26 protein-coding genes and 2 pseudogenes are annotated in these 23,465 nt (G+C 38.0%); 10 read left to right on the top strand and 18 right to left on the bottom strand.

What is annotated here, in order from left to right; translation table 11 throughout:
- Nucleotides 1-85: pseudogene (locus tag TY19_RS27400) on the top strand (IS5/IS1182 family transposase); the annotation flags it as partial.
- A 7-nt stretch (nucleotides 86-92) separates the two neighbouring features.
- Here the strand turns inward: TY19_RS27400 and TY19_RS10920 are convergent.
- From TY19_RS10920 to TY19_RS10940, 5 genes are all read right to left on the bottom strand, one after another.
- Nucleotides 93-347 carry a GNAT family N-acetyltransferase gene (locus tag TY19_RS10920; protein WP_042282544.1) on the bottom strand — a complete coding sequence of 85 codons (255 nt, stop codon included), beginning with the start codon at nucleotides 345-347 and terminating at the stop codon, nucleotides 93-95.
- Nucleotides 334-528: a dihydrofolate reductase family protein gene (locus TY19_RS27405; protein ID WP_226988525.1), complete on the bottom strand. Its 195-nt coding sequence runs from the start codon at nucleotides 526-528 to the stop codon at nucleotides 334-336. Before TY19_RS27405 ends, TY19_RS10920 begins: the two co-directional genes overlap by 14 nt.
- A 1,329-nt stretch (nucleotides 529-1,857) precedes the next feature.
- A complete protein-coding gene (locus TY19_RS10930; protein ID WP_052354923.1) occupies nucleotides 1,858-2,841 on the bottom strand; it encodes a hypothetical protein in 984 nt (327 codons plus the stop codon).
- Between the two features lie 75 nt (nucleotides 2,842-2,916).
- Nucleotides 2,917-3,402, bottom strand: a complete 486-nt coding sequence (locus TY19_RS10935) for a hypothetical protein (RefSeq protein ID WP_148300682.1) — start codon at nucleotides 3,400-3,402, stop codon at nucleotides 2,917-2,919.
- 56 nt (nucleotides 3,403-3,458) lie between these two features.
- Entirely contained in the window at nucleotides 3,459-9,011 is a 5,553-nt protein-coding gene (locus TY19_RS10940) for an RHS repeat-associated core domain-containing protein (protein ID WP_042282548.1), read from the bottom strand.
- Between the two features lie 653 nt (nucleotides 9,012-9,664).
- Here TY19_RS10940 and TY19_RS10945 point away from each other — a divergent pair.
- The 3 genes from TY19_RS10945 (at nucleotide 9,665) to TY19_RS10950 (ending at nucleotide 10,755) form a co-directional block, all read left to right on the top strand.
- Nucleotides 9,665-10,036, top strand: coding sequence for a nucleoside triphosphate pyrophosphohydrolase (locus TY19_RS10945; RefSeq protein ID WP_052354924.1), 372 nt, complete (start codon nucleotides 9,665-9,667; stop codon nucleotides 10,034-10,036).
- A gap of 90 nt (nucleotides 10,037-10,126) precedes the next feature.
- Complete coding sequence (locus TY19_RS19715; RefSeq protein WP_255346669.1) at nucleotides 10,127-10,327, top strand: HIT family protein; 201 nt, start codon at nucleotides 10,127-10,129, stop codon at nucleotides 10,325-10,327.
- Between the two features lie 164 nt (nucleotides 10,328-10,491).
- Entirely contained in the window at nucleotides 10,492-10,755 is a 264-nt protein-coding gene (locus tag TY19_RS10950) for a hypothetical protein (RefSeq protein WP_042282550.1), read from the top strand.
- Between the two features lie 391 nt (nucleotides 10,756-11,146).
- Here the strand turns inward: TY19_RS10950 and TY19_RS27410 are convergent, their stop codons facing one another.
- Both TY19_RS27410 and abc-f read right to left on the bottom strand, forming a co-directional pair.
- Nucleotides 11,147-11,512, bottom strand: a complete 366-nt coding sequence (locus TY19_RS27410) for a MerR family transcriptional regulator (RefSeq protein WP_079979319.1) — start codon at nucleotides 11,510-11,512, stop codon at nucleotides 11,147-11,149.
- Nucleotides 11,513-11,575: 63 nt separating this feature from the next.
- Entirely contained in the window at nucleotides 11,576-13,183 is a 1,608-nt protein-coding gene (gene abc-f, locus TY19_RS10960; RefSeq protein WP_042282555.1) for a ribosomal protection-like ABC-F family protein, read from the bottom strand.
- A gap of 182 nt (nucleotides 13,184-13,365) precedes the next feature.
- Here abc-f and TY19_RS27415 point away from each other — a divergent pair, with 182 nt between their 5' ends.
- Genes TY19_RS27415 through TY19_RS10965 form a run of 3 tightly spaced genes read left to right on the top strand, consistent with a single transcriptional unit; the run spans nucleotide 13,366 to nucleotide 13,944 of the window.
- A complete protein-coding gene (locus TY19_RS27415; RefSeq protein WP_079979316.1) occupies nucleotides 13,366-13,548 on the top strand; it encodes a pentapeptide repeat-containing protein in 183 nt (60 codons plus the stop codon).
- Nucleotides 13,506-13,652, top strand: coding sequence for a pentapeptide repeat-containing protein (locus TY19_RS27420; RefSeq protein WP_079979320.1), 147 nt, complete (start codon nucleotides 13,506-13,508; stop codon nucleotides 13,650-13,652). Before TY19_RS27415 ends, TY19_RS27420 begins: the two co-directional genes overlap by 43 nt.
- Entirely contained in the window at nucleotides 13,606-13,944 is a 339-nt protein-coding gene (locus TY19_RS10965) for a pentapeptide repeat-containing protein (protein ID WP_158383186.1), read from the top strand. The genes TY19_RS27420 and TY19_RS10965 overlap by 47 nt, the downstream gene beginning before the upstream one ends.
- Nucleotides 13,945-14,035: 91 nt before the next feature.
- Here TY19_RS10965 and TY19_RS27425 read toward each other — a convergent pair whose 3' ends face one another.
- The 4 genes from TY19_RS27425 to TY19_RS18595 form a co-directional block, all read right to left on the bottom strand.
- The gene (locus TY19_RS27425) at nucleotides 14,036-14,263 is read right to left on the bottom strand and encodes an aminoglycoside phosphotransferase family protein (protein ID WP_202811679.1); all 228 of its coding nucleotides are present in this window, start codon (nucleotides 14,261-14,263) and stop codon (nucleotides 14,036-14,038) included.
- A gap of 623 nt (nucleotides 14,264-14,886) precedes the next feature.
- A complete protein-coding gene (locus TY19_RS16315) occupies nucleotides 14,887-15,033 on the bottom strand; it encodes a hypothetical protein (protein WP_158383188.1) in 147 nt (48 codons plus the stop codon).
- A 38-nt stretch (nucleotides 15,034-15,071) separates the two neighbouring features.
- A complete protein-coding gene (locus TY19_RS15310; protein WP_148300683.1) occupies nucleotides 15,072-15,254 on the bottom strand; it encodes a hypothetical protein in 183 nt (60 codons plus the stop codon).
- Nucleotides 15,255-15,551: 297 nt separating this feature from the next.
- The gene (locus TY19_RS18595) at nucleotides 15,552-15,926 is read right to left on the bottom strand and encodes a hypothetical protein (RefSeq protein ID WP_193354048.1); all 375 of its coding nucleotides are present in this window, start codon (nucleotides 15,924-15,926) and stop codon (nucleotides 15,552-15,554) included.
- Between the two features lie 79 nt (nucleotides 15,927-16,005).
- Between TY19_RS18595 and TY19_RS10980 the strand changes: the two genes are divergently transcribed.
- The 3 genes from TY19_RS10980 to TY19_RS11970 are packed head-to-tail and all read left to right on the top strand — an operon-like array spanning nucleotide 16,006 to nucleotide 18,436.
- Nucleotides 16,006-16,653 carry a type IV toxin-antitoxin system AbiEi family antitoxin domain-containing protein gene (locus tag TY19_RS10980; protein ID WP_226988526.1) on the top strand — a complete coding sequence of 216 codons (648 nt, stop codon included), beginning with the start codon at nucleotides 16,006-16,008 and terminating at the stop codon, nucleotides 16,651-16,653.
- Between the two features lie 2 nt (nucleotides 16,654-16,655).
- Nucleotides 16,656-17,519 (top strand): nucleotidyl transferase AbiEii/AbiGii toxin family protein, encoded by an 864-nt coding sequence (locus tag TY19_RS10985; RefSeq protein ID WP_042282557.1) that lies wholly within the window; start codon nucleotides 16,656-16,658, stop codon nucleotides 17,517-17,519.
- Nucleotides 17,520-17,554: 35 nt separating this feature from the next.
- A complete protein-coding gene (locus tag TY19_RS11970; RefSeq protein WP_052354928.1) occupies nucleotides 17,555-18,436 on the top strand; it encodes an NUDIX domain-containing protein in 882 nt (293 codons plus the stop codon).
- A 23-nt stretch (nucleotides 18,437-18,459) separates the two neighbouring features.
- On the opposite strand, the gene TY19_RS10995 is transcribed toward TY19_RS11970, so the two are convergent.
- From TY19_RS10995 to TY19_RS11025, 7 genes and pseudogenes are all read right to left on the bottom strand, one after another.
- Nucleotides 18,460-19,293 carry an aminoglycoside phosphotransferase family protein gene (locus TY19_RS10995; protein WP_042282559.1) on the bottom strand — a complete coding sequence of 278 codons (834 nt, stop codon included), beginning with the start codon at nucleotides 19,291-19,293 and terminating at the stop codon, nucleotides 18,460-18,462.
- Nucleotides 19,290-20,177: pseudogene (locus tag TY19_RS11000) on the bottom strand (aminoglycoside phosphotransferase family protein). Before TY19_RS11000 ends, TY19_RS10995 begins: the two are co-directional and overlap by 4 nt.
- A gap of 103 nt (nucleotides 20,178-20,280) precedes the next feature.
- Complete coding sequence (locus tag TY19_RS11975; RefSeq protein WP_052354929.1) at nucleotides 20,281-21,093, bottom strand: carbon-nitrogen hydrolase family protein; 813 nt, start codon at nucleotides 21,091-21,093, stop codon at nucleotides 20,281-20,283.
- Nucleotides 21,094-21,161: 68 nt separating this feature from the next.
- Entirely contained in the window at nucleotides 21,162-21,359 is a 198-nt protein-coding gene (locus TY19_RS17060; protein ID WP_042282564.1) for a hypothetical protein, read from the bottom strand.
- A 296-nt stretch (nucleotides 21,360-21,655) separates the two neighbouring features.
- Nucleotides 21,656-22,012 (bottom strand): DUF488 domain-containing protein, encoded by a 357-nt coding sequence (locus TY19_RS11015; protein WP_042282566.1) that lies wholly within the window; start codon nucleotides 22,010-22,012, stop codon nucleotides 21,656-21,658.
- Nucleotides 22,013-22,043: 31 nt separating this feature from the next.
- Nucleotides 22,044-22,610: an FAD-dependent oxidoreductase gene (locus TY19_RS11020; RefSeq protein WP_226988527.1), complete on the bottom strand. Its 567-nt coding sequence runs from the start codon at nucleotides 22,608-22,610 to the stop codon at nucleotides 22,044-22,046.
- A gap of 295 nt (nucleotides 22,611-22,905) precedes the next feature.
- A complete protein-coding gene (locus TY19_RS11025; RefSeq protein WP_052354930.1) occupies nucleotides 22,906-23,238 on the bottom strand; it encodes a hypothetical protein in 333 nt (110 codons plus the stop codon).
- Nucleotides 23,239-23,465 lie beyond the last annotated feature (227 nt).

Here is a 23,465-nt window from a genome sequence, read left to right on the forward strand (position 1 = left end):
ATGGAAAAACTGCGAAAGAAAATTGAATACAAGCTTAAATCTGGTCATTTTGGCGTTTGTAGTTCTCCTTTTAAAAAGATTTTAAACAGCTTCTAAGGCACATTTAGCCTCTTCTGTTGTATAATTCTTCCCCAATGATTGAAAGCAAGCCTCCAACCAATTTCAATGACAGAGTGAATTATTAAAAGGAGCTGAAAAATAGACATCTTCCAATCCGACTCTTGACGGCTTAAAATTCCGGGAAAGTATTCTTTTACTCTTGGATCGGCATTTAGTTGGGCAAAAGGTTCTAGATCATCTTCCTGCCAAAAGCGTAAAATCAGTCGTTCTGTTCTAACCCTCCTCATCAGCAACCTCATACTTCAATTGCACTAAACCGCTTGGATAAGATTGAGTGGATACTAATCGACATTTATGTTCCTTATCCATTTTGCTAAAGAGTGGGATCCTTGATCCCGAGACTACAGCAATTACATATATTGTGATATCATCTACTAGGCCGGCCTCCAAGAATTTAGACAAGGTCACGCCTCCATCGATCTACACACGCTTGATACCTTCAAAATAAAGTATGAACACTAAATCAGGCAATTGCCCGCAAAACAACTCAGCCTCTTTCCCAACTTCGTTTAATGTATTACTAAGAACGGCAACTTTTTTGCCTTTATACGGCCATTCATCAAAACCAGAGGCTACGTCGTAGGTATTTCTGCCAAGAACTAAGCGCACTAAATGCTATTAATAAATTTTTTAAATCCATAATCTTCATCATCTGTATGACCCCCATATTCTAGTTGACATTGCCCCGTAATTAGGTCCATTTTAAAACGGAATATTTGATACTCAAAAATTTTCTCTCCCGAAACCACAAGTTTTTTGAAAGTAAACCCTGTTTTATTGCATTTTTGCTTGATCGGGCTTTAGCTACAATTGTTGTAGGGACTTTTGTTATCTGAGTATTTTGTAAGTTTACTAGTTGTTGCTTTTCCGTTACCGCGATTACTTCTTTTATGAGTTTATTATTTTTTAGGTGAGCTGGGTGAGATACGTGTTAGCTCTCATGCAACTCCTATCTCTCACCTTTAAATTTCATTATTGAAATTTTATTGCCAACATGCACTGTGGACTTAGAAGTGGGCAAACACTCAACCCTTGTATTTTTACCCTCAGAACCTGGTATCAACCATCTTTTTTCAACTAATATAGCAATTTCTACCTGAACATCGAAGCCATTACATAAATCCTGCTTAAAAAACTATGGCGGGACTAAATAGTGACATCTCTCATTTACTTTTCTTTTGTATCCCACTCGATTAATAGTAATGCGATCTACGTCCCCACCAATTGTTGAAAATCTACTGTCTCTATGTTGTTCAAAAAATTGTCTTATTTGGTGGAGTATTTCTTGACCTTTTTGAGAAAGAAGATAAAGGCCTGAATTTTGAATCGAATGTTAATTGGATTTTAGAGATATCTGTTTCCGATTAATTCAAGCGATTTGCGGAAAAAATGCGGAAAACAGGTGTTTTCTGACATATATGCATAAGCATTTCTGATTACAAGTTATTGTTTCAGAGTTAATAAAAAAAGTGGACAAGTATGATTTGAACCTACAAACAGCGGGTTATGAGTCGGTCGATCTTATATAGAAGAGCGAAAAAGAAAGCATATAGGCACAGCGAAATTGGCGGTTTTTTAAAATGTCAATTCCGCTCATTTATGCTATTTTATGCCACTCTTTTCCCACTAAGCGCGTAAAAATTGCGTAATTTCTACAAAAACGTCTGTTTAGGACCAGACTAGTTGCTTTTCTTATTTGACCTACCGTTGATTCTCGGAATTAGTCGAACTATTGACTTAATCTGTCTTATCGCAAATCTTTTGAAAAATTAAGAGCTTCTTTCCATCGCCTTTTTTGAATGAAAATTCTGGTACAGTTTTAAAGAATATAGAGGTGACGTAATCAGTGGTAGATTTAACGTTCTCATTATTGACTGCAATTTCACCATAAACTTTGACTATGGGTTCACCATATTTCCACTTGGCGCCCATCAAACATTCCATCATATCAACATAATGGAATTCAACGTCGGAAGCTTCAGGAATTATAACAACTTGTAATGTTCCATCACTTTGCCTCTTCTCTGCCAGCATTTTCAATTTTGCTCCGCCGACATTCACAAGGGTATATCCTTCTTGTAGATCCTGACCACAAGCTTTAAAATAGTCTCCGTCTTTCAATTGTGTAGTTTTCATAATTAAACTTTCCCAAAGCTGACGATCCTCCTTATTTGGATGACCTTTCTTTTCAGGATATACAAGATTAAACATCAGAGACCAACCAGCTCCTGGATCATTCAGGCCTACCCAAGCCATGAAAATTAATTGATCTTCCCTTTGGGTTCGGATAGCAAGAATTGGGTAATCTCCCCATTGAGTCTCAATAGAAACAAACCCTTTAGGGTCTTCTTTCTCGAGCATTTTAAGGGATAGTTGATTATTAAATGAATTTGGACCAGTCTGAGCAACATTTGGGCTTAATTTGACTCTCAAAATAGGTACTTTTAAAGAAGTAGGATTCTCAAAATAAGCCTTAAGAACATCCTTAGGACCCCAATAAATCCAATCATATGGATCTAAAGTTTCTCTAGGAGATAGAGCAATAAAATCTGCAGGTATGTCGGGGTCCACAGCCAAAGGACATAAAAAATTCGGTAATAACTCTAAAATGCGTAAATCACTTTTCGCTTCTTCCGTGTCTTTGGGAGCTATTGCTGTAAGAGGGTTCATGGTGAATATGCATGCAAATAGCAAATACAGAAATATAAAAATTCGTTGCATTGTTTTTCCTTAAATCATCGTTTAGAGTCAATTTTGTGAAGGATCATATGAAGTTGTTTTCCAAATTCTTTATCTTCAAGGAGCTGATAGAGCTTTTAAAGCTTCTTCGTAGCTTTCTTCATATTCGTTTTTATATTTAAAACTATCTTCGGGATCGATGGTGCTATAATTCAATCTACCTTGGGAAATATTCGCTACTGAAATTTGTGGATCTTTCAAACCAAAACCATTTTCATCATGATTATAAATTATGATTTCTATATTCTTTATGGTAAAAGGCCTCTCTTTGAGGAGTCCTTGAATCTCTTTATTTTCATTCATCAGGCGTAATAACTCCGCGGAAGATTTTATTAGCAATTCCCTCAACTGCTCTTTAGTATAAGGGTGTTTTGTATCAAAACATAAAGTCACTTCCTGTATAGGTCCTCCTGGCATTGCAACTCCCACTCCGCTGGGCTTTATATTATATTTATCTTTAATGATTTTTGCTGCCTTAGCCAATAAACTATTTACAAGTTGTTCTCCCTTAGATGGATGATATTCTTGTTTATTACTAGTCATAATGAAACCTGTGAAAATTAATAAAGTTAGGACTGAAGATAAAACTATTGATTTCATTATAAAACTTTACCTTGAGATTTAATATATCTTCTTGTGTGATGCTGGAGCCTTTCTTGATAAGTAGGACTCATGAATTCATGATCAAAAGCTGCTGCACTGGGGTGGGAAGCAAGAGTAACGATTGCGTCTTTTTCTCTTTTAGCACCAGCTTTGTCGAACCTCGGCACAAAATCCCTCCACCATTCGGCTCGATAATGAATGACTTTTGCGCAAGTTTCTTGATAAATATAAGCGGCAGGTGCAATAGCAACGACTAATATCCTCTCACGTAGTTCAGGTGTATAATCAAGAAGAGCGTTTCTGACATGAATAGCTCCTTGGCTATGGCAAATCATCAAGAATTTGGCATTTGCAGAACTTTTCTCGAAAAAGCTGTTCCACATTATATGCAACTGCCGAACAGGTTCTGTGGCAATATAGTTCAGTCCCATGATGCATTCATAACCATCTACACTTGTCCCATGCGTAGCATTGTAGACTCCATGGACATTGTGTCCGCCTGCAAGTTTAAAAAGGTATTGGGCGCCTGCTTTAGCGCCTTTGTAGTCATTCCAGATGCCATTAATGAAACCGATTTCTAAATCGTTTGGTAGGTTAGGTGCACCATTTCCGCTTAGGTCATAACAAATTGAATAGTCATAGCAATCTTTTATAAATAAGTCTTCGCTGCGATAATCTTTATGAAATTTTTCGAAATAATTATCGTAAGTAATTGTGGGGACGCTTGAACCTGCTGTTTTTCCAATATCGCCACCGCGCTTGCAAGTTCGATGCTTCTCACAATAACAGTGCGATTCCACTTCACCATAAAAATATCCTTCAAATTTATTTTGAGAATTTTCGGTTGCAAGACCGAAGCGGTCCAAATGATTTAATGGATTATTGTGAAGGTAAGAATAAAGATTCGGCCCATCAATAAAGCCAGCAGGATCTTGGCTAATCCACCTACCGGTAATTGGATCGTAAAACCTCAAGCCGAATAAAATGAGACCAGAGCTTTGATCGACTCGCTTTTCAGCAAACCTCCAGGGATTCCCTACTAAGGAGGATTCTTCTACTTCACCATAAGCGTTATATACAGTCTCTTCTCCAAAAGCTGTGTATCGATAATTCTCAATAAGTTCGCGACTTTGAGGATCAATCAAGCTGACCACATTGCCTGCAATGTCATGAATTGGCACAAAGATTTCGCCTTTAATTTCAAAGGCAATGCTGGTAACCGCTAGGTCGTCTCCATGCAAACCTGGAATTTTAAGGGTCTCAATATTTCCTGTTTCTGTGAGCGTGCCAATCTCCTGATAGCCTAAGTAGAAATAACGTGAAGTGGAGAGAGTTTTCTTGTTTTTCCCTCTGGTATCCAAATGCTTTTCAACCAATAGCCTGCCAAAGGGATCATAGGAAAAGCTAAGAGTTGTTTTATCTTCTTTCTCAATGGAAATAAGTTGGGAAAGAATATTACTTTCAAATCGCGTTTCCTCGCCATTAAGAACCTTTCTCAAAAGATTTCCTTGTAGATCATACGAAAATTCAGCGTTTGAATAAGAGGTCAATTGATTAAGGGCATTATAAAAAAGTTCATCATTGCCGGCTTTAATCCGATTGTCTAAAGAATCGTAAAGGTACGTTTTAGTATTTACCTTTTTTTCCGAGGTGAGTTGAGAAAGGGAGTTATAGGCATATTCTTCTTGGATTAAGCCTTTAACCTCTAACAAGCGCCCTAATGAATCTCGAGTGTATTGTTCGCTGAAAAAGTCGCTTTTACTTGAGATTTTTCGACCATTCAGGTCATAAGTGTGTTCTTTAGATCCTGCGTAACCGATGCAGTTTTCATTTTGTAATCTACCTTGGCTGTCATACTGGTCATAAGTATGCGTATAGAGAACTTCTCCTTGTGCAGAAATCCGTTTGACTTCGCGGCCAAAGACAGCATCGTAAGTATAAGAAATCTTGGAGTTATCAGGGAAAATAACCTCCTTCAGCCGCCCTTTTTTGTCATAGGTATATTGAAGGGTATAGGTCCCTTCTCCATCTTTGATTGTTTCTTTGGTCACCTGGTCAAAGGCGTTGTAGGTTCTCTGGACAGATTTCCCATGGAGAGAATAGGCCGATAGAATATTGCCTTTGCGGTCGTAAGAATAAATATTTGAAATCTGCAATTCTTTTTTGCTATCTTGTGCTTCAATTTTGTGGAGCTTTCCGTCTTTGTTATAGGTGTAATTAATAGGCGTTGCAGTTCCAGAAATACTTTTGCTAGTCATTTTCCCTATGGAATTATAGCTATAGTGGGTTCGTTTTTCTAGCGAGGAATCTGCCGCCTCCAACTCTTCTTCTAAACGCCCCATTGATCCATAATTCCATCGCATTTTCTGAGAACCCAGGATTTTTCCTTCCACAATTTGGTCATGAATTTCGCAAGCTTTGTTGCCAAGTGAGTCATAAAGTGTTTTTTGAGAGGAGAGAAGAACACCAAAAGGATCTTTTTTGATAATGGAATACACTCGGCTCAGAGCATCAAATTCAATCTCTGTTTGGACACCAATTGGATTCACAAGGGTCTTCTTGAGAACCGTTTGCCCCAAAATATTTTGATAAGAATTATCGATGATAATCTTTGTTTCTTGTTCGGAGCCATCTAAATAGACAACGGGTTCTCCCTCAGAGTTATAAAAAGTTTTAACTAATGAAGTTTTAGCGCCATTTTCAAGGCTATACTCTTCGGTAAAATGACCTTGTGAGTCATAAGAAAAATATTTTTTAATTAAAACAGTGCCTTGAGAATCTTCAATTCGCTTTTCTATTACATTTCCAGACAGATCATACTCAAAGCATTCTAGGGCATAATCTTGCGATCCACTATTAAACCAGATTTTCTTTTGATGGAGGCGGCCAAGAGGGTTGTAAAAGATCTCTGTAAACCGAGATTCAGGGTCCTTTTCATTTTGCCCGCTTGCATGTTTAACGAGAGAAGCCAATCTTCCGGCAGGATCAAAGGTGTAGCGTTTTACGTGATCGTCTTCTTTTTCATAAGTGCATCGGAAGCCATTGTATTGGCGGGACCTGCTCATGAAAAAAGAGGAAACACCCGTTTCATCAGCAATAGATAGTTCTTCATAAATAGATCTTCCTAAATAGTCATATTCATAGACGGTAATGATTTGCTCGCGAGTCAGAGAGCGATGAAGGCTACCTTCCGTGTCATATTTAAAAAGTTCAAAAGATCCGTCTGGGTAATTGATTCTAGTGGGACTCCCTCGTAAATTATAGGATTTTGCAATGACATCTCCTTTAGGATCTTCCGTTGTCAGAACATTTCCAAAGAGATCGTAGGTATAGCTAAAAGAGGGGCGGATGATTTGATTATTTTCATCTAACACTTTTGGGTGAATGACTTTTACCAATCGATGGAAAGCGTCATATTCATAGATCGTAGAATTTCTATAGCGATCTGTCGAGCAGATTTTTCTCCCCAGGGAGTCATAAGTATTGCTGATTGTAAATTGACCTTCAGCGGTTATCTCAGTGATTTGAGTGGGCTGGTTGTGAAAGTCGAAAGTTATTGTAATATGCTTGCCATCTTGCGGGATCGAGACAGAAATTCGATTGCCAATTCCATCGTAACCGAAACCGCTCTCTTTACCGACAGCATCAATTTGTAAGAGTACTTGTCCAATAGCGTTGTATGTTCTTTTCTCTGTAAAGGCGTATTGGCCGTTAGCATCATAGGTGGTGCAAGATAAAAGATTGGATTGGTCGTCATACACATTGACTAGTTTATTGATTAGAACCTCTTGTTTCTTTTTGAGGTCTAAAGCCTTTTCTTCGATGATTTCAGGCAGGCCAACTCCAGGGAGGGTTTCTTTTGGCTTGATTTCCTTGATATGTCTTTCTGTGACACTCCAACCATAGATTTTTGATTCCTCTTCCTGTGATCCATCATCTTCAATGATTTTAATACAGACACCGTTTTCATTATATGACTGAAAGGTTCTTTTTTTAATATTTCCTTTATCGAAGATCAGTTTTTTAATGAGAAGGTTCGTCCCCGGTTTGTAGGTGTAAAGCGTCTGGTTTCCTTTGCAATCACCCATTTTCGTAAGCAAATTCAGCCCATCTGTTGAGTAATCAAAGGTTTTGACGTTGCATTCTTCCTCATCGGGATTTAAGAGTTTGCCATCGGAAGAGACTTGTAGGGAAACTTCTTGTTTTCCAGTTAGATTACCATAAAGCCTTTCTTCAATGACGTTGCCTGATTTATCATATTGAAAGGATCGATAAGAATGGATACGCCCGCTGCCATCCCCTATGGTTTTTGTTAGCAAAAGCCCGGCATCTGATTTTGTTTTCCCCCAGAACTTCTGCTCGATGCGATAAAGGCCATTTTGGTTGTCATACCTTTCAATGGCTGTTAGCTGAGAACGCTTGTCATAGATATACCTTGTTTTAACACCCATCGCGTTGAAGACATCGGTATAGCTAGTTCCATAGGAAAAAGAATGTACAATTTCTGTTTTGCCTGTCTGTGAATTTGGACCTTTTAAGGATTTGACTTTGCCATCCTGATAGTCAATTTCGATAAAACGACCCTCCGGCAGAGTTTTTTTAATCAAAACATCACTATATTCATAAGCAATAGGCAGGCAATGAGAACCTTCAACTTGGATGAGCTGATAAATCCCATTTGCCAATACAAAATGATAGGTCATTTCACGGGCATCGCTTGTTTCGATATGCACTTGGCAATCGCTCTCCTGAAACTCATAGTTCAAGTGAATCCATGAAAAGATCTTTGTTGCACTCTTGTTTTTCATTTCGATTGAAGTGAGATGCCCCGCAGCATCATAGGAAAAAGAGAGTTGGTTTCCGCTTGGAAGAATTTCTTGGCTTAAGAGAAAGGATTCCGGCTCTATCATTTGGCCGGCCATCAATGGCGTTAACTCCTCTCCAAGTATAAGCGACGGCAATTGTTGTACTTTTTGATAAATTCGTTTAGTTCCGTCACCCAAGATCAATTCACATATACCGCCTTTGCAATGAAGAAGGTTATTTTGGTGATTGGTCTGTCCATTGATTTCTTGAGCGTAAGTATTAACTAGTCCCAAGGCATTGTTTAAGACATCGATCTTGAGCAGATCTTTTGTCGATCCATTCGTATTTCTCCACCCGTTGTAAGGAAGGATTCCGCCCGAGCGTTCTCCTGTAAAAGCAGAGGTCCATTCAAATCGATCTTTGTCAATAATGCATGATTTTCCGGAAGAATCCTTGCCAATGACAAGAAATCTTTGGGGGAATATTCTCCATCCACCTGCTTGTATTCCTAAAATGGTATCTTTTGTACTATAGAAACGCTGTACCACCAAAACATCAGGTCCTGTAATTACCAAATCTGTAGCGGATTCGCAATAATCACCATTGATGACATTCACACTATTTTGAATGAAGGCATTTGGGTCAGATTCAGTAGATACAAGTTGTAAATGACCAGCTGAAAGCGCAGGAAGATATAGACACAAAGTAAAAATTGTCAAAAGCCAATGGGGAAAGATAATCATATATTTTTTTATCTCTGTTTTGCGAGAGCTCTGTTAAGAAGCTATGAAGATAAGACAAAGGGCAATTTGCTGACAATTTGAAATTTCTAGTTTACTCTCACATGCTGGAGATTGTTATTCTGAAAATGTTTTCATGGATATAAGAATGTAGACAATTGATGTGATTTTTCGACATTATTATCCAGAAACCTGTCGTATCCATTCTTTTGTGCACTGATCTCTGCATTGGAGCTGCAGCCGCGAACTTCACACACTTCCTCCTTCGTGAGCATAAAAGTGACAAAAGATTGAGTGCGTCGGCAAACAAGTTCGGAATCCAATCCTCTTGAGACTGAAATTCATAGGCTTGGATATGAATACTATAAAATTAGAGGTGTTTTAAATGTATCAATTTTGATACTACGAAAGATAGAGCAAGGGCATGTGCATGAATCGATCTCGCCAACCACCTAAAAAGTTTCTGGAAGTTAGCTTTTATGCCGAGACAAATGGCATAGTTCAAATAGTGATTATTAATTGCTTAAAGCTTTTATTTTTGATAGAACAAAAGCATTTTAATTTGTAATTTTAATAATAGAGCGATGTTCATGACTTCCATTCAATCTTTAAACACTTTAAAGTAGATAAGCTTATTCGCGATAATCTTCCAAAAATTGCTGAGAAGTAAAGGAATTGTCGTCCATGAAGAGAGCCAAGAATTTATCTCTAGATTAAAAGAAAAATTAATTGAGGAATCAAGAGAAGTTGAACAGGCTGAGACACAAGCTGAGCTGGCAGAAGAACTAGCAGATGTTTTAGAAGTCGTATGTACTCTAGCACAAGTGAATGAAATTTCGATCGAGGAAATAGAAAAATTTCGCCTAAATAAACGAAATTCTAAGGGCGAATTTGATAGTCGTATTTACAACCCATCTATTGATATCCAAGAAGATAACCCTGCTATTGAGTACTACTTAGCTAAAGCGAATCAATACCCCCAAAATCAATCATTCTCAAAATTCTTGTATCTTTTGCCAAATCGCTAATCAGGAGAGAAAAGCAGAATTTATAGCCCATTTTAAGTAGTGCTTTGTGATTAAAGACCAATTCCTGTCTCTAATGGAAATTTTCTCATTATCCCGCATGAGCATTCTTTAAATTGGTTTACGGCTACTGAAGAAGTTCGCTTAGATATTATGCATGCCTTGATTCTTATGAAAATAAGATTGGATGAGGAATACAAACCAGATGGCTATAACATTGGAGCTAACTTTAGAGAATTTGCAGGACAAGCAGTAATGCATTTGCATGTTCATCTATCTAATTCCTCATTATAAAGGAGATATGGATGACCCTAAAGAAAGAGTTCGCAGTGTCATTCCTTCTAAATAAAAGTATGGATAAGTTTTTATGAAAAAAATATTATTTTTTTCACTACAGCGACAAATTTTTTTTTACAAATCTCATTGCAGAATCCTTTCAGTCGCAAGTTGAAGAGAAAATGCGCGAAAAAATCAGTATACTTGGACAGGGCAATAGTTTTGCTTATGTTGATTTTGAATTAACTAATGAAGAACTTTCTTTATTAGATAGGTTGCAATTTGACAAGATCCCTATTGGGGCTGCAACTCCATATGAGCGATTCGGGAATTTACATCTTTTAGAAGATGGATTACCTGTCTTTCTAAGTAATATTGGAAATAATGATGAAGAAGTCATACAAGTTATCACTAAAATTATTTCTAAAACCGTGTATAATATATAGTAAGGGCTTCAAATAAAAAAAGCGCTTGGGTATCTGTTAGAGCTTCTACGCCTACCCATGAATACAATATACCTCGTTGGCATATAGACGGCTCTTATTATGGTCCTTTTCCATATCCAGGCATTGTCTTAAATTTGCTGCCGTTCTAAAAGGTCCTACTACTTTATTATATCCCTTATCAAATGATATGCGAGAAATATTTAATTCTAATTGGGATAATCGCCTATTTTTAAGTGAACTATTAGATATAAATAAAGCCGAATCTCCAAAAAAGGAACAAGGCGTTTTCTTCATTGTTGGAGATGATAAAATAGGTGCCGTTCACTCTGAACCTAAAAAGCATGAAAATCGGCTTTTCTTCTATGTGCTTTGCCTTGTTCTCCGAAACGTTCTATGATTTGTTTTTCATATTCCGCTTGCTTCTCTTTGCTGAAGCCATAATATATTTTTCGTCTTTGATTTTTTTGGTTCTTTTTAAATGTTTGATTGTCCTGTCGATGGTCTTGATCAGTTTTTTCGTCCGCTCCACATTCTTCTGCAGAACTTTGCGGTGTGAATAATTTAAAGCTGCCACTCTGTCGAAATTGCTTCTTTTCAGGATCGATTCTATCTGTTTCAGCTCAAATCTAAACTCCCTGAAGAATAAGATCTGCTGCAGCGCAAACAGCTGCTCTTCTTCGTAGTATCTATATCCATTGGCTTCATGGTAGGCAGGCTTCAGCAGCCCTATTTCATCGTACCAGTGGGGCGTTCGGATGCTTTTTTGCTAATTTCGCAACTCTGTAAACCATCGGCCTTTTCCTTCAATATCCCTTTGATTTTAAAGGATAGCCCTAATCCCAAGCCTCCATTCCTGAGTAGCAATTTTTTCAATAAAGGTGGCATCGTGCGATACCGCTACGATGGCCCCTTCGAACTCGAGAAGGGCATTCTCAAAGGTTTCCAAGGTCATGAAATCCAGATGGTTCGTAGGTTCGTCCAATAAGAGGACGTTGGGCTTTTCCAGAACAAGGGCGAGCAACATCATCCGCTTTCTTTGCCCTGTGCTTAATGTGCGAAATGGGCGCCTTAGCAAATCCGCTCCCTCCAAGGATGCTTTATGAAGTTCGCGCCTTAAGCCCTCTTCAGATAGATGAAACTGGCTTTCAAAGTATTGAAGAGGCGTTTGATCCATAGGCAGCAACTTGGCTTCCTGGTCTAGGAAAGCGATTTTTGCGGTAGGTGCCGAGCGGATGCCTCCTTCGTCCAATGGAATGATTCCGGCAATCGCTTTCAAGAGCGTCGTCTTTCCGCATCCATTCGGGCCTGTGACAAGAATTTTGTCTCCTTTGCAGATGCTCTTGCAAAACTGGGAAAATAAAACTTTATTTCCATAAGCCTTGCCCGCATGATCCAGTTCGATCGCAACAGAAGATGCCAAAGGCAATTCAACAAATTTGAGGCCCTTGATGCTTTTCGGCTTTGGATGAGGAAGAAGATCGGCTTCGATTTCTTCAAGCCGGGTTTTCATGGCATCGAGTTTATGCTGCAGCGATTTTTGATGCTTTTCCCCTCTTTTATCGTAGTAAGCTATGATATTGCGGTCCTTTGGAGGAGGGGGCTTTCCTTTGGAAAAGGTAACTGCTTTGATTTTCTCCTTGAGAAAAGATCTTTCTTCCTCTTGAGCTTTATAGGCTTTCATCTGCCTTTCCAGTATCCTTTCCTGCTCTGTAAGATAGAAGTCATAGCTGCCTCCGTAGCTGGTGAGCTTGCCGTTTTTGATTTCGACGAGCCTATTGCAGACGGCATTTAAAAATTTACGGTCGTGCGAGACGATAATGCAGGCTCCTTGCCTCTGCTTCAAAACAGATTCCAGCCATTCAAGCATTTCCTGGTCGAGATGATTGGTCGGTTCATCCAAAAGCAGAAGATCCGGATTTTCTACCAATGCTTTAGCCAGTGCTGCCCGCACTCTTTGTCCGCTGCTTAAGCGAGACATGGGCAGATCGAGCAGGCTGCTTTCCAGCTTCAGTCCGTATATAACCTGTTCAATCGGAATCCGGCGGTATCCGCCTAACTGCTCGTATTTCTCATGCAACTCAGCCCATTCAGCCAAACGGTCCGGATCTTCCAGGCAGGCTGCCATTTCTTTTTCAAGGTCCGAAAGAGAACTTCCTTCTATGAATTCCCTTACAGAGACTGAAGGATTGGCCAGAACGATTTCCTGTGAAAGGAAGGCGATTGAAATGCTGAAACCTTTGCTGAAATTGCCGGAATCAGGCTGCATGGTTCCAGCCAGAATCTGAAGCAGCGTCGTTTTTCCAGCCCCGTTTTCGCCGATCAAGGCAAAAAGTTCGCCTTCATTAATCGAAAGGGAGAGATCCTCGAAGAGAGGAAAAGAGCGAAAAGATTTAAAAAGATGTGAAAATTGTATGAGAAGCCGAGACATAAGTTTGATCCTTGGGTTGTTTAGTTAACAGATTGGATTCAAACTTAAATTCTCACTAGACCTAGCTCCTTCAACGAGTTATTATTGTTTTTATTTTACCACAGACTTCCAGTTATCTCAAGAGTTTTTAAAGCAATTGCCTCCTACGGAAGCTGTGAGGAAATACCAACTTAGAGCTATAATTGCCTGAAATTGAACAGAATATAGATAGAGAGATAATCAAATCGGAAAACTTTTCGAAGGAAAGCCTAGAAAAGCATTCCTTCACTGGCTGCACCTTCAATAGCTGTGATTTCTCTGAAACTATCCTGCGGAATGTAAAATTCAATCGTGCACTTTCTCGAATTGCAATTTCAGTCTTGTAAAGCTGGACGGTTGCCATCTTCAGAATGTTCAATTCTCAGACTGCAAGATTACTGGAGATGAATTTTTTCAAATGCGAGAAGACATTTTTTTCAGCGAATTTTAAGAATTGTCTGCTGCAGTACCGCAATTTTTTAGATCTCAACATGAAGAGTAGTTCTTTCAATGGAAGCAAATTAAAAGACAGCCATTTTACAAACACAACATTGAAAAGTGCTGATTTCAGCGGCGTTGACTTGTCAGGAGCAATTTTCCACAATTGCGATCTGTGCAATGCAGATTTTTCTAGTAGTACCCAATATGATATCGATCCGAGGTCAAATAAAATCAAGAAAACAAAATTCTCTTTTGCAGAAGCTTCTGGATTGCTCCACGCTTTTGATATAACAATTGTTTAGAATGACTTAAGTTTCAATCATAGGCAGAACTGATTGAGCTAGAGCTAAAAGTGGTCGGCATCAAGGCCGTCTTCCGCCTGCCATCAGGCTGCTAAAATAAGGCGATCGTAATATACCACTCAGCAATCTCTTGAAATGGATATTTGAAATAGATGGAGAGAAATTTAAGTTCTCTCTTAGGATCTTCGACGCATGCCCAAACTTCATATATGGGGCAGCCTATGACTCCTTTCGGGTCGATGACTGCCCAGCTCCCTTGAGAGAGGATGTTTTCTTGATGGAGATCTCCATGAAGAAGAACTTGGGCGACCTGAACTATTCTTCATGAGTCGCTTTTTCAAACTGTGGGCTTTCTCCAAATGATCTTTCGGAAGGTCCTATTCTTTGTCAATTGTGATAAGCCATTCTTCGATGCAGGGAAACGCCCCTTTATTGGAAGGGGAGTTTGATGCAGCCTGTTCATAACCTTACAGGCAATCTCTATTCTGCTCTCCTTAGAATGACTGTTTTTTAACAAAGCTCCTGGCATTGCGCGCCCTAATAAAAGGACACCGCCTTTGCGACCAAGAACAGAAACCGCTCTGAATCCTTTGAAAACATCAAGGGCTCGCTTCTTGATCTGTTCATAATCCGGTCTGAGTTTCAAAATGATAGGAGTGCAAACTTGAAACCCTTCCAGTACATAGCTATAGCTGAGATTCGAAAGCGCCTTCAACTCAGACAATCCCCATGCGTTTTTTAACTCTTCTATAGTACGAGTCAGTCCAACAAGCTAGCTTTCTCCACTCCTGCCATAGATCTTGACGATGTTGGCTTGCAGCTTTTCCATAAACAATCCCTACGATGCTAGATCCGGCCCCGTTTTAAAAAACGAGACGTTTTTGGCGACGATCGATTGAGGAGTGATTTTTATCATGACATTCAATGGATCGACGATGTTTGCTACGACCAAGGATTCCAACTCTCTTTATCCGGGCTTAAGTATTTAGACACAAAGCGCATCAAGCGCCCTTTATCGCAGCTTGCAAGGGCCGCTGTTCCTCGTATGCCTACATGTTTGAGAATGCCTTTTTCTAAGTCGTATTCCACTATCCCGGCAACACATTGCGACTCAACATGTAGCCTTTTCACAAAACTGTCTTGAGAAGTCCCGAAAATCCAAAGAAAGGATTTTTCCCAAAGAAACAAAACAGAGGAATTTCTGAGGGCTCTTTTTCAACAGTCGATAAATGAGCCATCAAAGGTTTGCAAAGGACATCGCCAATTTCAAACTCTTGCTGAACAAACTCCATTCTCAACCTTTCTTTCATAAATTATGATCTACATTGTAGAGAAGATAGAGCTAAATTTCAGTCAAAATCAATCGAAGTGACCTAAATTTTCATGAATTAAGCTAGACTGTGCATGAAATGCGCGAAAGGAGTGGAATCCTGACAAAAGTTCTGACATAATGCCCATGTGATTTGTGTGTATATGGCGAGTATATCAGAACAAAATCTGTTGATTTTGAACGGGTAAAAAAAGTGGGCAAGTAGGATTTGAACCTACGACCAGCGGGTTATGAGTCGCCTGACCTTCCACAAACCAGCATAAATGAGAATACATAATTAACTTTTTTGGTTTTTGTCATGAACATGTCCATGCAACTGAAAATGAGCTGGAGGTGGATCTGTTGGTACATGAATGAGTTCAACATCGTGATCGTGATGATCAATTTTCAGAAAAGCCGCCTCTAGGACAACCGCAAAACCTATACGATTCATACGACTATGATTAGCGTCATGATTTCCTCTGATACAGATTTTGTTGCCCTTCAGCTTAGCACAAATTGATTGTAAATATTGAACACTGCCTAACCCAAAATCACCTAAGAAGAAAACTTGATCATCCTCAGCAACAAATAGATTCCAATTGTCAATAAGTGCACAGTCCATCTCTTCAACATTGGCAAAGAGACGGTTTGCATATTTGATTATTAGCATGGGAAAAGTGTGTATCTGCAACGAACCATTTTTTCATTCAAAACTCAGGTGTTGACTAGTAATTCTTCAAATGATAATAATGCATACAGAATCAAATAAGTGCAAACATATTTATCATATGAAACCAAGAAAAAATGATCCCATAGAAATTTTTCGGCAACATAACGGTATCTTGCGTACAGCGGAAGCAATAAAATTAGGGATACATCCTGTTCATTTGTATAGATTACGTGACGAAGGCATTCTTGAATCTTTAGGTCGAGGAGTTTTTCGATTAGCTTCTATGCCGGATTTTTCGGAGCCTGACTTAGTCTTGGTTGCAAAAAGAATTCCTCATGGGATTATTTGTCTAATTTCAGCTTTAGCCTATTACGAACTGACAACTCAAATTCCTCATTTTATCTATATAGCTTTACCAAGAACTGCAAGACTCCCAAAACCAAATTACCCTCCATTGCGGTTTTTTTGGTATTCCAAAGATTCTTATAACTCCGGTGTTGAAACAATTTCAGTTAGCGGGTTTCCGGTCAAAATTTATAACATCGAAAAAACTTTAGCTGATTGCCTAAAATTTAGACAAAAAATTGGTATGGATGTTGTTTTAGAGGCATATAAAGAGTATTGGAGAAAAGGAAAAACAAATCTTGATAAGCTTTACGACTATGCTAAAATTTGCCGCGTTGAAAATATTCTTCAGCCCATCATTGAAACAATTGTGAGTCAATAACGATGAATATTGAAAAGAAAAATTTACAAGAATCGATTTATACTAAATTAAAAAATATTGCCTTAAAGAAAAATCGACCTACCCAAGAAGTCCTCCGATATTATGCGATGGAAAGGTTCTTATACCGGTTAAGCGTTTCAAACTATAAAAACTCATTCTTTTTAAAGGGTGGCTTAATGTTAATGGTGTGGGATCCAGCTACTCACCGCGCAACCGTTGATATCGATCTATTGGCAAAAGCTAATAACTCGATTGAAAATATTTCACAAATTCTAAAAGAAATTTGTTCATATCCTGTTTCTCAAGATGGCATTGAATTTGATTCCACTGCTCTAAACCTTGCTGAATCTCAAATTGAAACCGAGTACACTGGCCTGTCTGCTCGTTTTTCTGCGCATTTGCATACAGCAAAGCTTCCATTACGCATCGATATTGGCTTTAGTGATAAAATTTTTCCTAAGCCAGCTAATTTAGATTATCCAACTTTATTAGACTTTCCCTCTCCACAGCTTCGGGGATATACACCAGAAACAATGATTGCAGAAAAGTTGGATGCAATGGTGAAACTCGGTCTTGCTAACAGTAGAATGAAGGACTTTTATGATGTGTGGACGATGGTCAATCAGTTTCAAATTACATCAGAAAAAATAGCACCTGTTATTCGGGACGTATTTCAAAACCGCAAAACTGTAGTTCGAGAAGTTCCAAAAGCTTTTTCTGAAGCTTTTTATAATGCTCCAAAAACGCTAGAACGCTGGGAGTCCTTTCTTAAAGGTATTGGACACGATCCGATCCCCCTTGAGAAAGTTGTGTTAGAAATTAAGGATTTTTTTCTTCCTTTATTGCCCAATGGCAATTACGAATAGTTAAAATTTTATATAAATACGGAAAATAGCATCGGATGAAAAAATCTTTCAATCAATTTCAAGACAAAATTATCAGGCATGGGGCTTATGGCGTTGTATTACAAGATGCCAAAATCCTCCTTACTCAAAAGAAAACAGGGCCTTATCAAGGTTTGTGGGGGCTTCCTGGAGGGGCTATAGAATTCGGTGAAACCCCAGAGGAAACTCTTAAACGAGAGTTGTTAGAAGAGTCTTCTCTAGAAATTCTTGGACTAGAACTTCTAAATATAGCCACAGCCACTGGTGAATATAATAAAAATGGCGAACCTTATGGTTTTCATCAAATTGGATTGATTTATCGAGTAGTAAACTGGATAAAACAATTGAGTGTTACCCCTGAAGAAGAAAATCGCTGGGCTTCGCTAAATAATATTACGCATCAAGAGCTGACTCCGTTTGCTCGTCATGCGATCGCAAATTTGCCGACAAATAAAACCTGGAGACCCAACAACTCTATTCGAGGCAAGGTAATTGGCCTGGCAAAACACGAAAATCGATTGCTTGTTTGTGAGGTACTTAATGATGATGGAGTTTTAAAAGGGTGGAGTCCTATCGGAGGAGGAATTGAATTTGGTGAAACTGCTCAAGAAGCCCTTAAACGTGAAATTCAAGAAGAGCTTGGGTGCCATGTCTCAATCACAAGCGACCCTATAATATGCGAAAACATTTTCGAGCATCATGGAGTTAAAGGTCATGAGATTATTTTTGCCTTCCCTATTAGGCTTGAAGATCAGGCAATATATGGCAAGAATCGTTTTCAGATTCACGAATATAAAGGAAGTAGTCACTGGGTAGAATGGATTCCTATCGAACATTTTGAACAAGGTAGAGCTGTATTATTTCCTTCAATTTTGACAAACAAGATAGCTGCTATTTAAAAAATTTTAAAATAACTTAACACCTAATCTTTAATCATAGGTCTGACAGATTGAGCTAAATCTAAAAACAAGCTTGGATCAAGATTATCCTCAACTTGCCAGCACGCCGCTAAGACAAGGTGCACGTAGTACCATTGAAAGACCTCATTATGGTCAAAGTCGAAATATTTTGAGATAAAGATCAGGTCGTTTTTTGGATCTTCAACATATGCCCACATTTCATTAATAGGAGAACCAATTACACCTTTAGGATCTATGATAAGCCAATCATCACCATTTGATAAAATATTGTCCTGGTGCAAGTCTCCATGAAGCAGAACTGAAGTGCTTTGTGTCTTCAAAAGAATATTTTTTATTGTTCTGGCTTTTTCAAGATGAAATAGAGGGATATTCCATTTCTTATCTAAAGCTGCCAACCATTCTTTGATATGTGGAAATTGATTGTCTTTTGGTAGAGGAGCTTGATGCAATTTTTTCGCCACATCACAAGCAATTTTTATTGCGTCTAGGTGTCCTTTAGGAGATTGGTTTTTTAAAACGTTCCCAAACATCGCTCTTTGAAGTAGCAATGCTTCTTTTGTACGAGCTAATACCTCTACAACACCAAAATCTGCGAAAGCCGTAAGAGCTTTGGCTTCTTTATCTAAAGATAATTCGTCTAAACTTATCTTCAATACGATGGGATTGCCTTTTTGGTACCCTTCTAAAACATAGTTGTACGATAGATTAGGGAAGGCATGAAGACGATTTAATTCCCATAACGCTGCGATTCGTTCTACTTTTTCTGGTAAATCGGCAAGCCACGTTTTTCCTCGATTTTTATAAATACTGGCAATATTTTGCTCAAAAGGATTCATATATTCTCTAATCTGTTGCTTCCAAATCGATATAAATCGGATGCCGATTCCCATTGACTAATTGTAGTTTGAATGGCATTTTTTAATTGCTGAAAGAGTTTGGGTCTTTCTGGAGGATTGTCCATTAGCTGTACAATATTTACAAAGTCGATAATGAAAACTGAGCGTTGCCATTCAGAAGGTAAATTGCCTCCTGAATTTACATATCCACTTTCTAAAGCACTTAGGTCGAGTGGGAATTGGTGACGATGGCGCAAAAGTATAGAAAAATCAAGTATTCTAATACCTGCATGAGCAAATTTCCAATCCAATACAAAGACTTTTCTAATGTCAGTGTAGAGTAAATTCACAGGCTTAGAATCAGAATGTGTAAGGCATATATTGTCATTTTTAACCGTTGGGAAAAAATCTTTATTTTCTTTAATGAAGGCAATCGCTTCATCAGTCAGTTTTTCACCCAGTCGAGATCTTACATTCTTGCTACTAGACAAAACAGAATGAGTCTCTTCAAAATAAGTGCTTGGATCTAGTTCAAAAGTGTGTCCAATCGCAATACCATCACCAAAAAGTCCAGCTTTAGGGAATTTGAATGAATGGATGGATGCAAGTATGCGCCAAGCTCACATAAGACAAAGAAGTTTTATACTGGCTTGGAATCCCAGATATGTGGATCCCTGAACAAATTCAAAAATAGAATAAGCCCATGACTCATAAGAGTCATCATCGTAGATAAGTTTAGGAGTTGCAACACTGTTATCAATGAGCTGGTGAATAACTTTTTCGGTTTTACAATGAGTTCGATCTCTAGCATAAATTCTTAAGACAAATGAATCAGATCGTATTTGAAACTGATAAGTGGTATTAAGAGCACCACCAAAAAGAATTTTTCATCCATTTAGCTGTTGGCAAACTGGAAACGCTTTGCGCATCAAAGCCAAAAGCTGTTTTGGTGATCTAAGAGAATGTGTTGAATGCTTCTTTCTACTTTCACTGCATCCCTCCTTCCTTCAATTGCTCAATAGCTTGGGCAAGTCTTTGACTGCCATGCACTCTTCGTCCTTTTTCCTGGAATAAATAGTTGAGGGGGATTTCAGCGATTAAAAACCGTTCTTTTCCTTCTTGACTACGTGCGATTTCACGACCATCTGGATCGTAAATTACGCTATGACCTGGACAAACTAATGTGCCATCATTGTTGTAAATCCAATCAGCAGCAATAAGCCAACAACGATTTTCATGAGTTCGAGCAATAAAATGACTATAGTATGGAGGACGTTTTGCATAAGCATGATCCGAAGAAACTTTATTGCACATGGGTGAAAAAAGAATTGTTGCCCCCTGCAATGCAAGAATACGTGCAGGTTCAAAATAGTTAGTGTCGAGACAAATCACGACTCCAAATGTAATGCCTTTACTGTTGAAGCAAGAAAAAGTAGCGCCTGATGCAAAATAGTGGTGATAAAGGTAATGCTTTCTTTGTACACCAAGAAAATTGCCATTTTCAATAATGGCAGCTGAATCAAAAATCTGATTGTAATCTCGTTCATTAAAACCGATAATTACAGTTGCCGTGGAATTTCTAAAGACTTTAAGCCATTCTTTAAAATCCATTCCTTCAACCTCGAGAGAATTTTCACGAGCTAAATTCTCTTCAGCATAGTAGCCAGTTAGAGATCCCTCAGGAAGACATAAAAAATCGATATGCTTGGAGGCAGCTTCCTCCAAGATGTTTTGAATCTGAGCTTTTCGATCATGAAGGTCAATAGCTGGAGTATATTGATATGCTGCTACTTTAATCATTTTTATCTCATAAGTTCTTTCTCAACATAAACATCTTAGACTCTTTTTCGTAGCCTTCTCGAGTAAATTCAATTGAATATCCGAGCTTTTGATAGAAAGGAAGGGCTTCCCAGTTCTCCATTCGTTGAAATGACCATATCGGGCAATTCCAAGTTGCTTCCACCTGTTGTTTCATAAACAAATAAATCGCATTTACTGACGCCCAATTCTTGCATCAAGCCATTTCGCAATCCTTGATAAAAAATATCATGGGCTTTTTTTTGCACGGGTAACTTGTCATTTTTTAAAAATTCGAAGTTGATAACATTTTTTTATTTTTTTGGGGATTAAATACAGTTTTAAGTAAACGAGATAGGTCGAAGGGAGGAAATTTCAAATCGATTTTGGATTCATATATTTGCGGTCTTATGCATAGACATCTCCTGACTAAAATCTCGAAAAATTATATTCCTATAACTTTATAGATGAAGGATAGTGCCTATAGTGTCAATAAAAAAAATTGACACAAGTTTCTTTATGTGTTCTCTGTAATAAAACAAAGATCACAATTACAATTGCACAGTCAATTTTTTTTGTGTTTTTCTAAATAATTTTTAAGACATACTGCGTTATTGTGCTCAGTATCTTTTGAGCTGTATAATAAAGTAATATTGTCTTTGTGGAGAGCTTTCAAAATAGGTTCTAAGGCTTCTTGGTTTTCATCCAATTCTTCGAAATATTTCTTTTGAAACTTCTTCCATTTCGCAGGGTCATGAGAAAACCATTTTCTTAAATCTGTGCTTGGGGCCACTTCTTTTAGCCATTCATCCATTTTTAAGTCTTCTTTTTTAACTCCTCTAGGCCATAATCGTTCAATTAAGATTCGAAGACCATCTTCTTTGGAAGCCGGATCATATACTCTCTTAAGATTAATTTTCACAATGTTGCTCCTTATTTTCATCTTTTCGAGGTTAATAACCTGAAAATTCCTCTGTACGAAGTATGTCATCATCAATACCGCATTCATTGAGCGCTTTATGTATGGACGTTACCATTTTTGCTGGTCCTGAAATATAATATATTGGTTTAGATACATCGTTGACATATTTGGATATAATTTTGCAGTCTATGTGGCCTGTTTCACCATTCCATGATTTTTTAAATTTATCCATCGATGTCATTACCGGAATGAATTTGAAATTAGGATTTTGTTTTTCAAGCGTTTGAAATTCTTCTAAAAATGCTGTTGTTTCAGGGGTGTGATCGAAATAAAATAGATAAATCTGATAAGGAAGTTTGTCATGGATAGCTTGAAGGATCATGCTTCTTGCGGGTGTAATTCCAATTTCTCCTGCAATAATGACAGCAGGGATAGCTTGATTGTGATGTAATTTAAAAGAGCCGTGAGGAGCATCAAGAATGAATTCTGTGTCGAGAGGCATCTTTTGAATGGAGTGCTTGAACGCAGTATCCCGTAATCTGGTTGCTACCATGATTTGATCAGAAGAAGGCTCTGATGCAATCGAAAATCCGCGCACACTCCTTCATTATCAGTTTCTGGAGGATTTGTTATAGTGAAATCATCCCATTGTCCAGGCTTAAATGTGAATCCGCTAGGTTTTGTGAAAAAAAAAGCCATAGTGTCTTTAGCCACTATCTTGCAATCCTTTAATTTAACTTTGTAAATTGGCATAAGACTCCTTCTGTTAATTCCTTAGATATGATCACAAAAAGCGGCATATTTTAAACTCGTCAAGGATTTTGGAATCAAGTGATATTGGTTCTCACAGTGCTTCTTCTCTTTTTTCCTGTTTTTAAGATTAATTTTCAACTCTATTCTATGACTCCTAGCTTCGATAATTTTTCGAGAAGAAAATGAAAATAAATCAATCCTGCATAAGGATTCCATTCCTTTTCAACTTTTTTAATCCTGTTAAAATCTGGCTTTTTCCGAAGCTTAAGAAGATTTACAACACTTTTATTAATTGCAACGTCGTCACCTGGTAGAATCTCTGTTTTCCCAAGACCTCTCAGTAAAGTATATTCAGCAGGCCATCGTCCAATGCCTTTAATGCCACATAATAATTTGATGATTTCTTCATTAGATAATTTATCAAGATCGCAAAAGGTTTTTTCATTAACTATAGTTGAAGCAATCAATATCAAAGTTTCACTTTATGTTGGCTAAACCCTAAAGCCATCAATTCTTTTATTGTACACTTCATAATTACACAAGGTTCTGGAAAAGAATAATTTATATGACCATTTTTTTCAAAAGAGCTTCCAAACTTTTGCGTCAAATTGTTTAATAACCCAAACTTTGGGTTTAGGTGTTTAGGCTTAAACAAGATACATAAAATTTGAATGACAAAAGACCTCAACATGATTTAAAA

The sequence above is a fragment of the Candidatus Protochlamydia sp. R18 genome (genome assembly GCF_000648255.1).
GTDB classification, from domain to species: domain Bacteria; phylum Chlamydiota; class Chlamydiia; order Chlamydiales; family Parachlamydiaceae; genus Protochlamydia; species Protochlamydia amoebophila.

Bases quoted from the DNA above. Each gene is read 5' to 3' on its own strand.
- TY19_RS10920 (WP_042282544.1), bottom strand. From the start codon at position 347: ATGAGGAGGGTTAGAACAGAACGACTGATTTTACGCTTTTGGCAGGAA.
- TY19_RS10930 (WP_052354923.1), bottom strand. From the start codon at position 2,841: ATGCAACGAATTTTTATATTTCTGTATTTGCTATTTGCATGCATATTC.
- TY19_RS10935 (WP_148300682.1), bottom strand. From the start codon at position 3,402: ATGACTAGTAATAAACAAGAATATCATCCATCTAAGGGAGAACAACTT.
- TY19_RS10940 (WP_042282548.1), bottom strand. From the start codon at position 9,011: ATGATTATCTTTCCCCATTGGCTTTTGACAATTTTTACTTTGTGTCTA.
- TY19_RS10950 (WP_042282550.1), top strand. From the start codon at position 10,492: ATGCGCGAAAAAATCAGTATACTTGGACAGGGCAATAGTTTTGCTTAT.
- abc-f (WP_042282555.1), bottom strand. From the start codon at position 13,183: ATGTCTCGGCTTCTCATACAATTTTCACATCTTTTTAAATCTTTTCGC.
- TY19_RS10965 (WP_158383186.1), top strand. From the start codon at position 13,606: ATGAATTTTTTCAAATGCGAGAAGACATTTTTTTCAGCGAATTTTAAG.
- TY19_RS15310 (WP_148300683.1), bottom strand. From the start codon at position 15,254: ATGAAAGAAAGGTTGAGAATGGAGTTTGTTCAGCAAGAGTTTGAAATT.
- TY19_RS18595 (WP_193354048.1), bottom strand. From the start codon at position 15,926: ATGCTAATAATCAAATATGCAAACCGTCTCTTTGCCAATGTTGAAGAG.
- TY19_RS10980 (WP_226988526.1), top strand. From the start codon at position 16,006: ATGCATACAGAATCAAATAAGTGCAAACATATTTATCATATGAAACCA.
- TY19_RS10985 (WP_042282557.1), top strand. From the start codon at position 16,656: ATGAATATTGAAAAGAAAAATTTACAAGAATCGATTTATACTAAATTA.
- TY19_RS11970 (WP_052354928.1), top strand. From the start codon at position 17,555: ATGAAAAAATCTTTCAATCAATTTCAAGACAAAATTATCAGGCATGGG.
- TY19_RS10995 (WP_042282559.1), bottom strand. From the start codon at position 19,293: ATGAATCCTTTTGAGCAAAATATTGCCAGTATTTATAAAAATCGAGGA.
- TY19_RS11975 (WP_052354929.1), bottom strand. From the start codon at position 21,093: ATGATTAAAGTAGCAGCATATCAATATACTCCAGCTATTGACCTTCAT.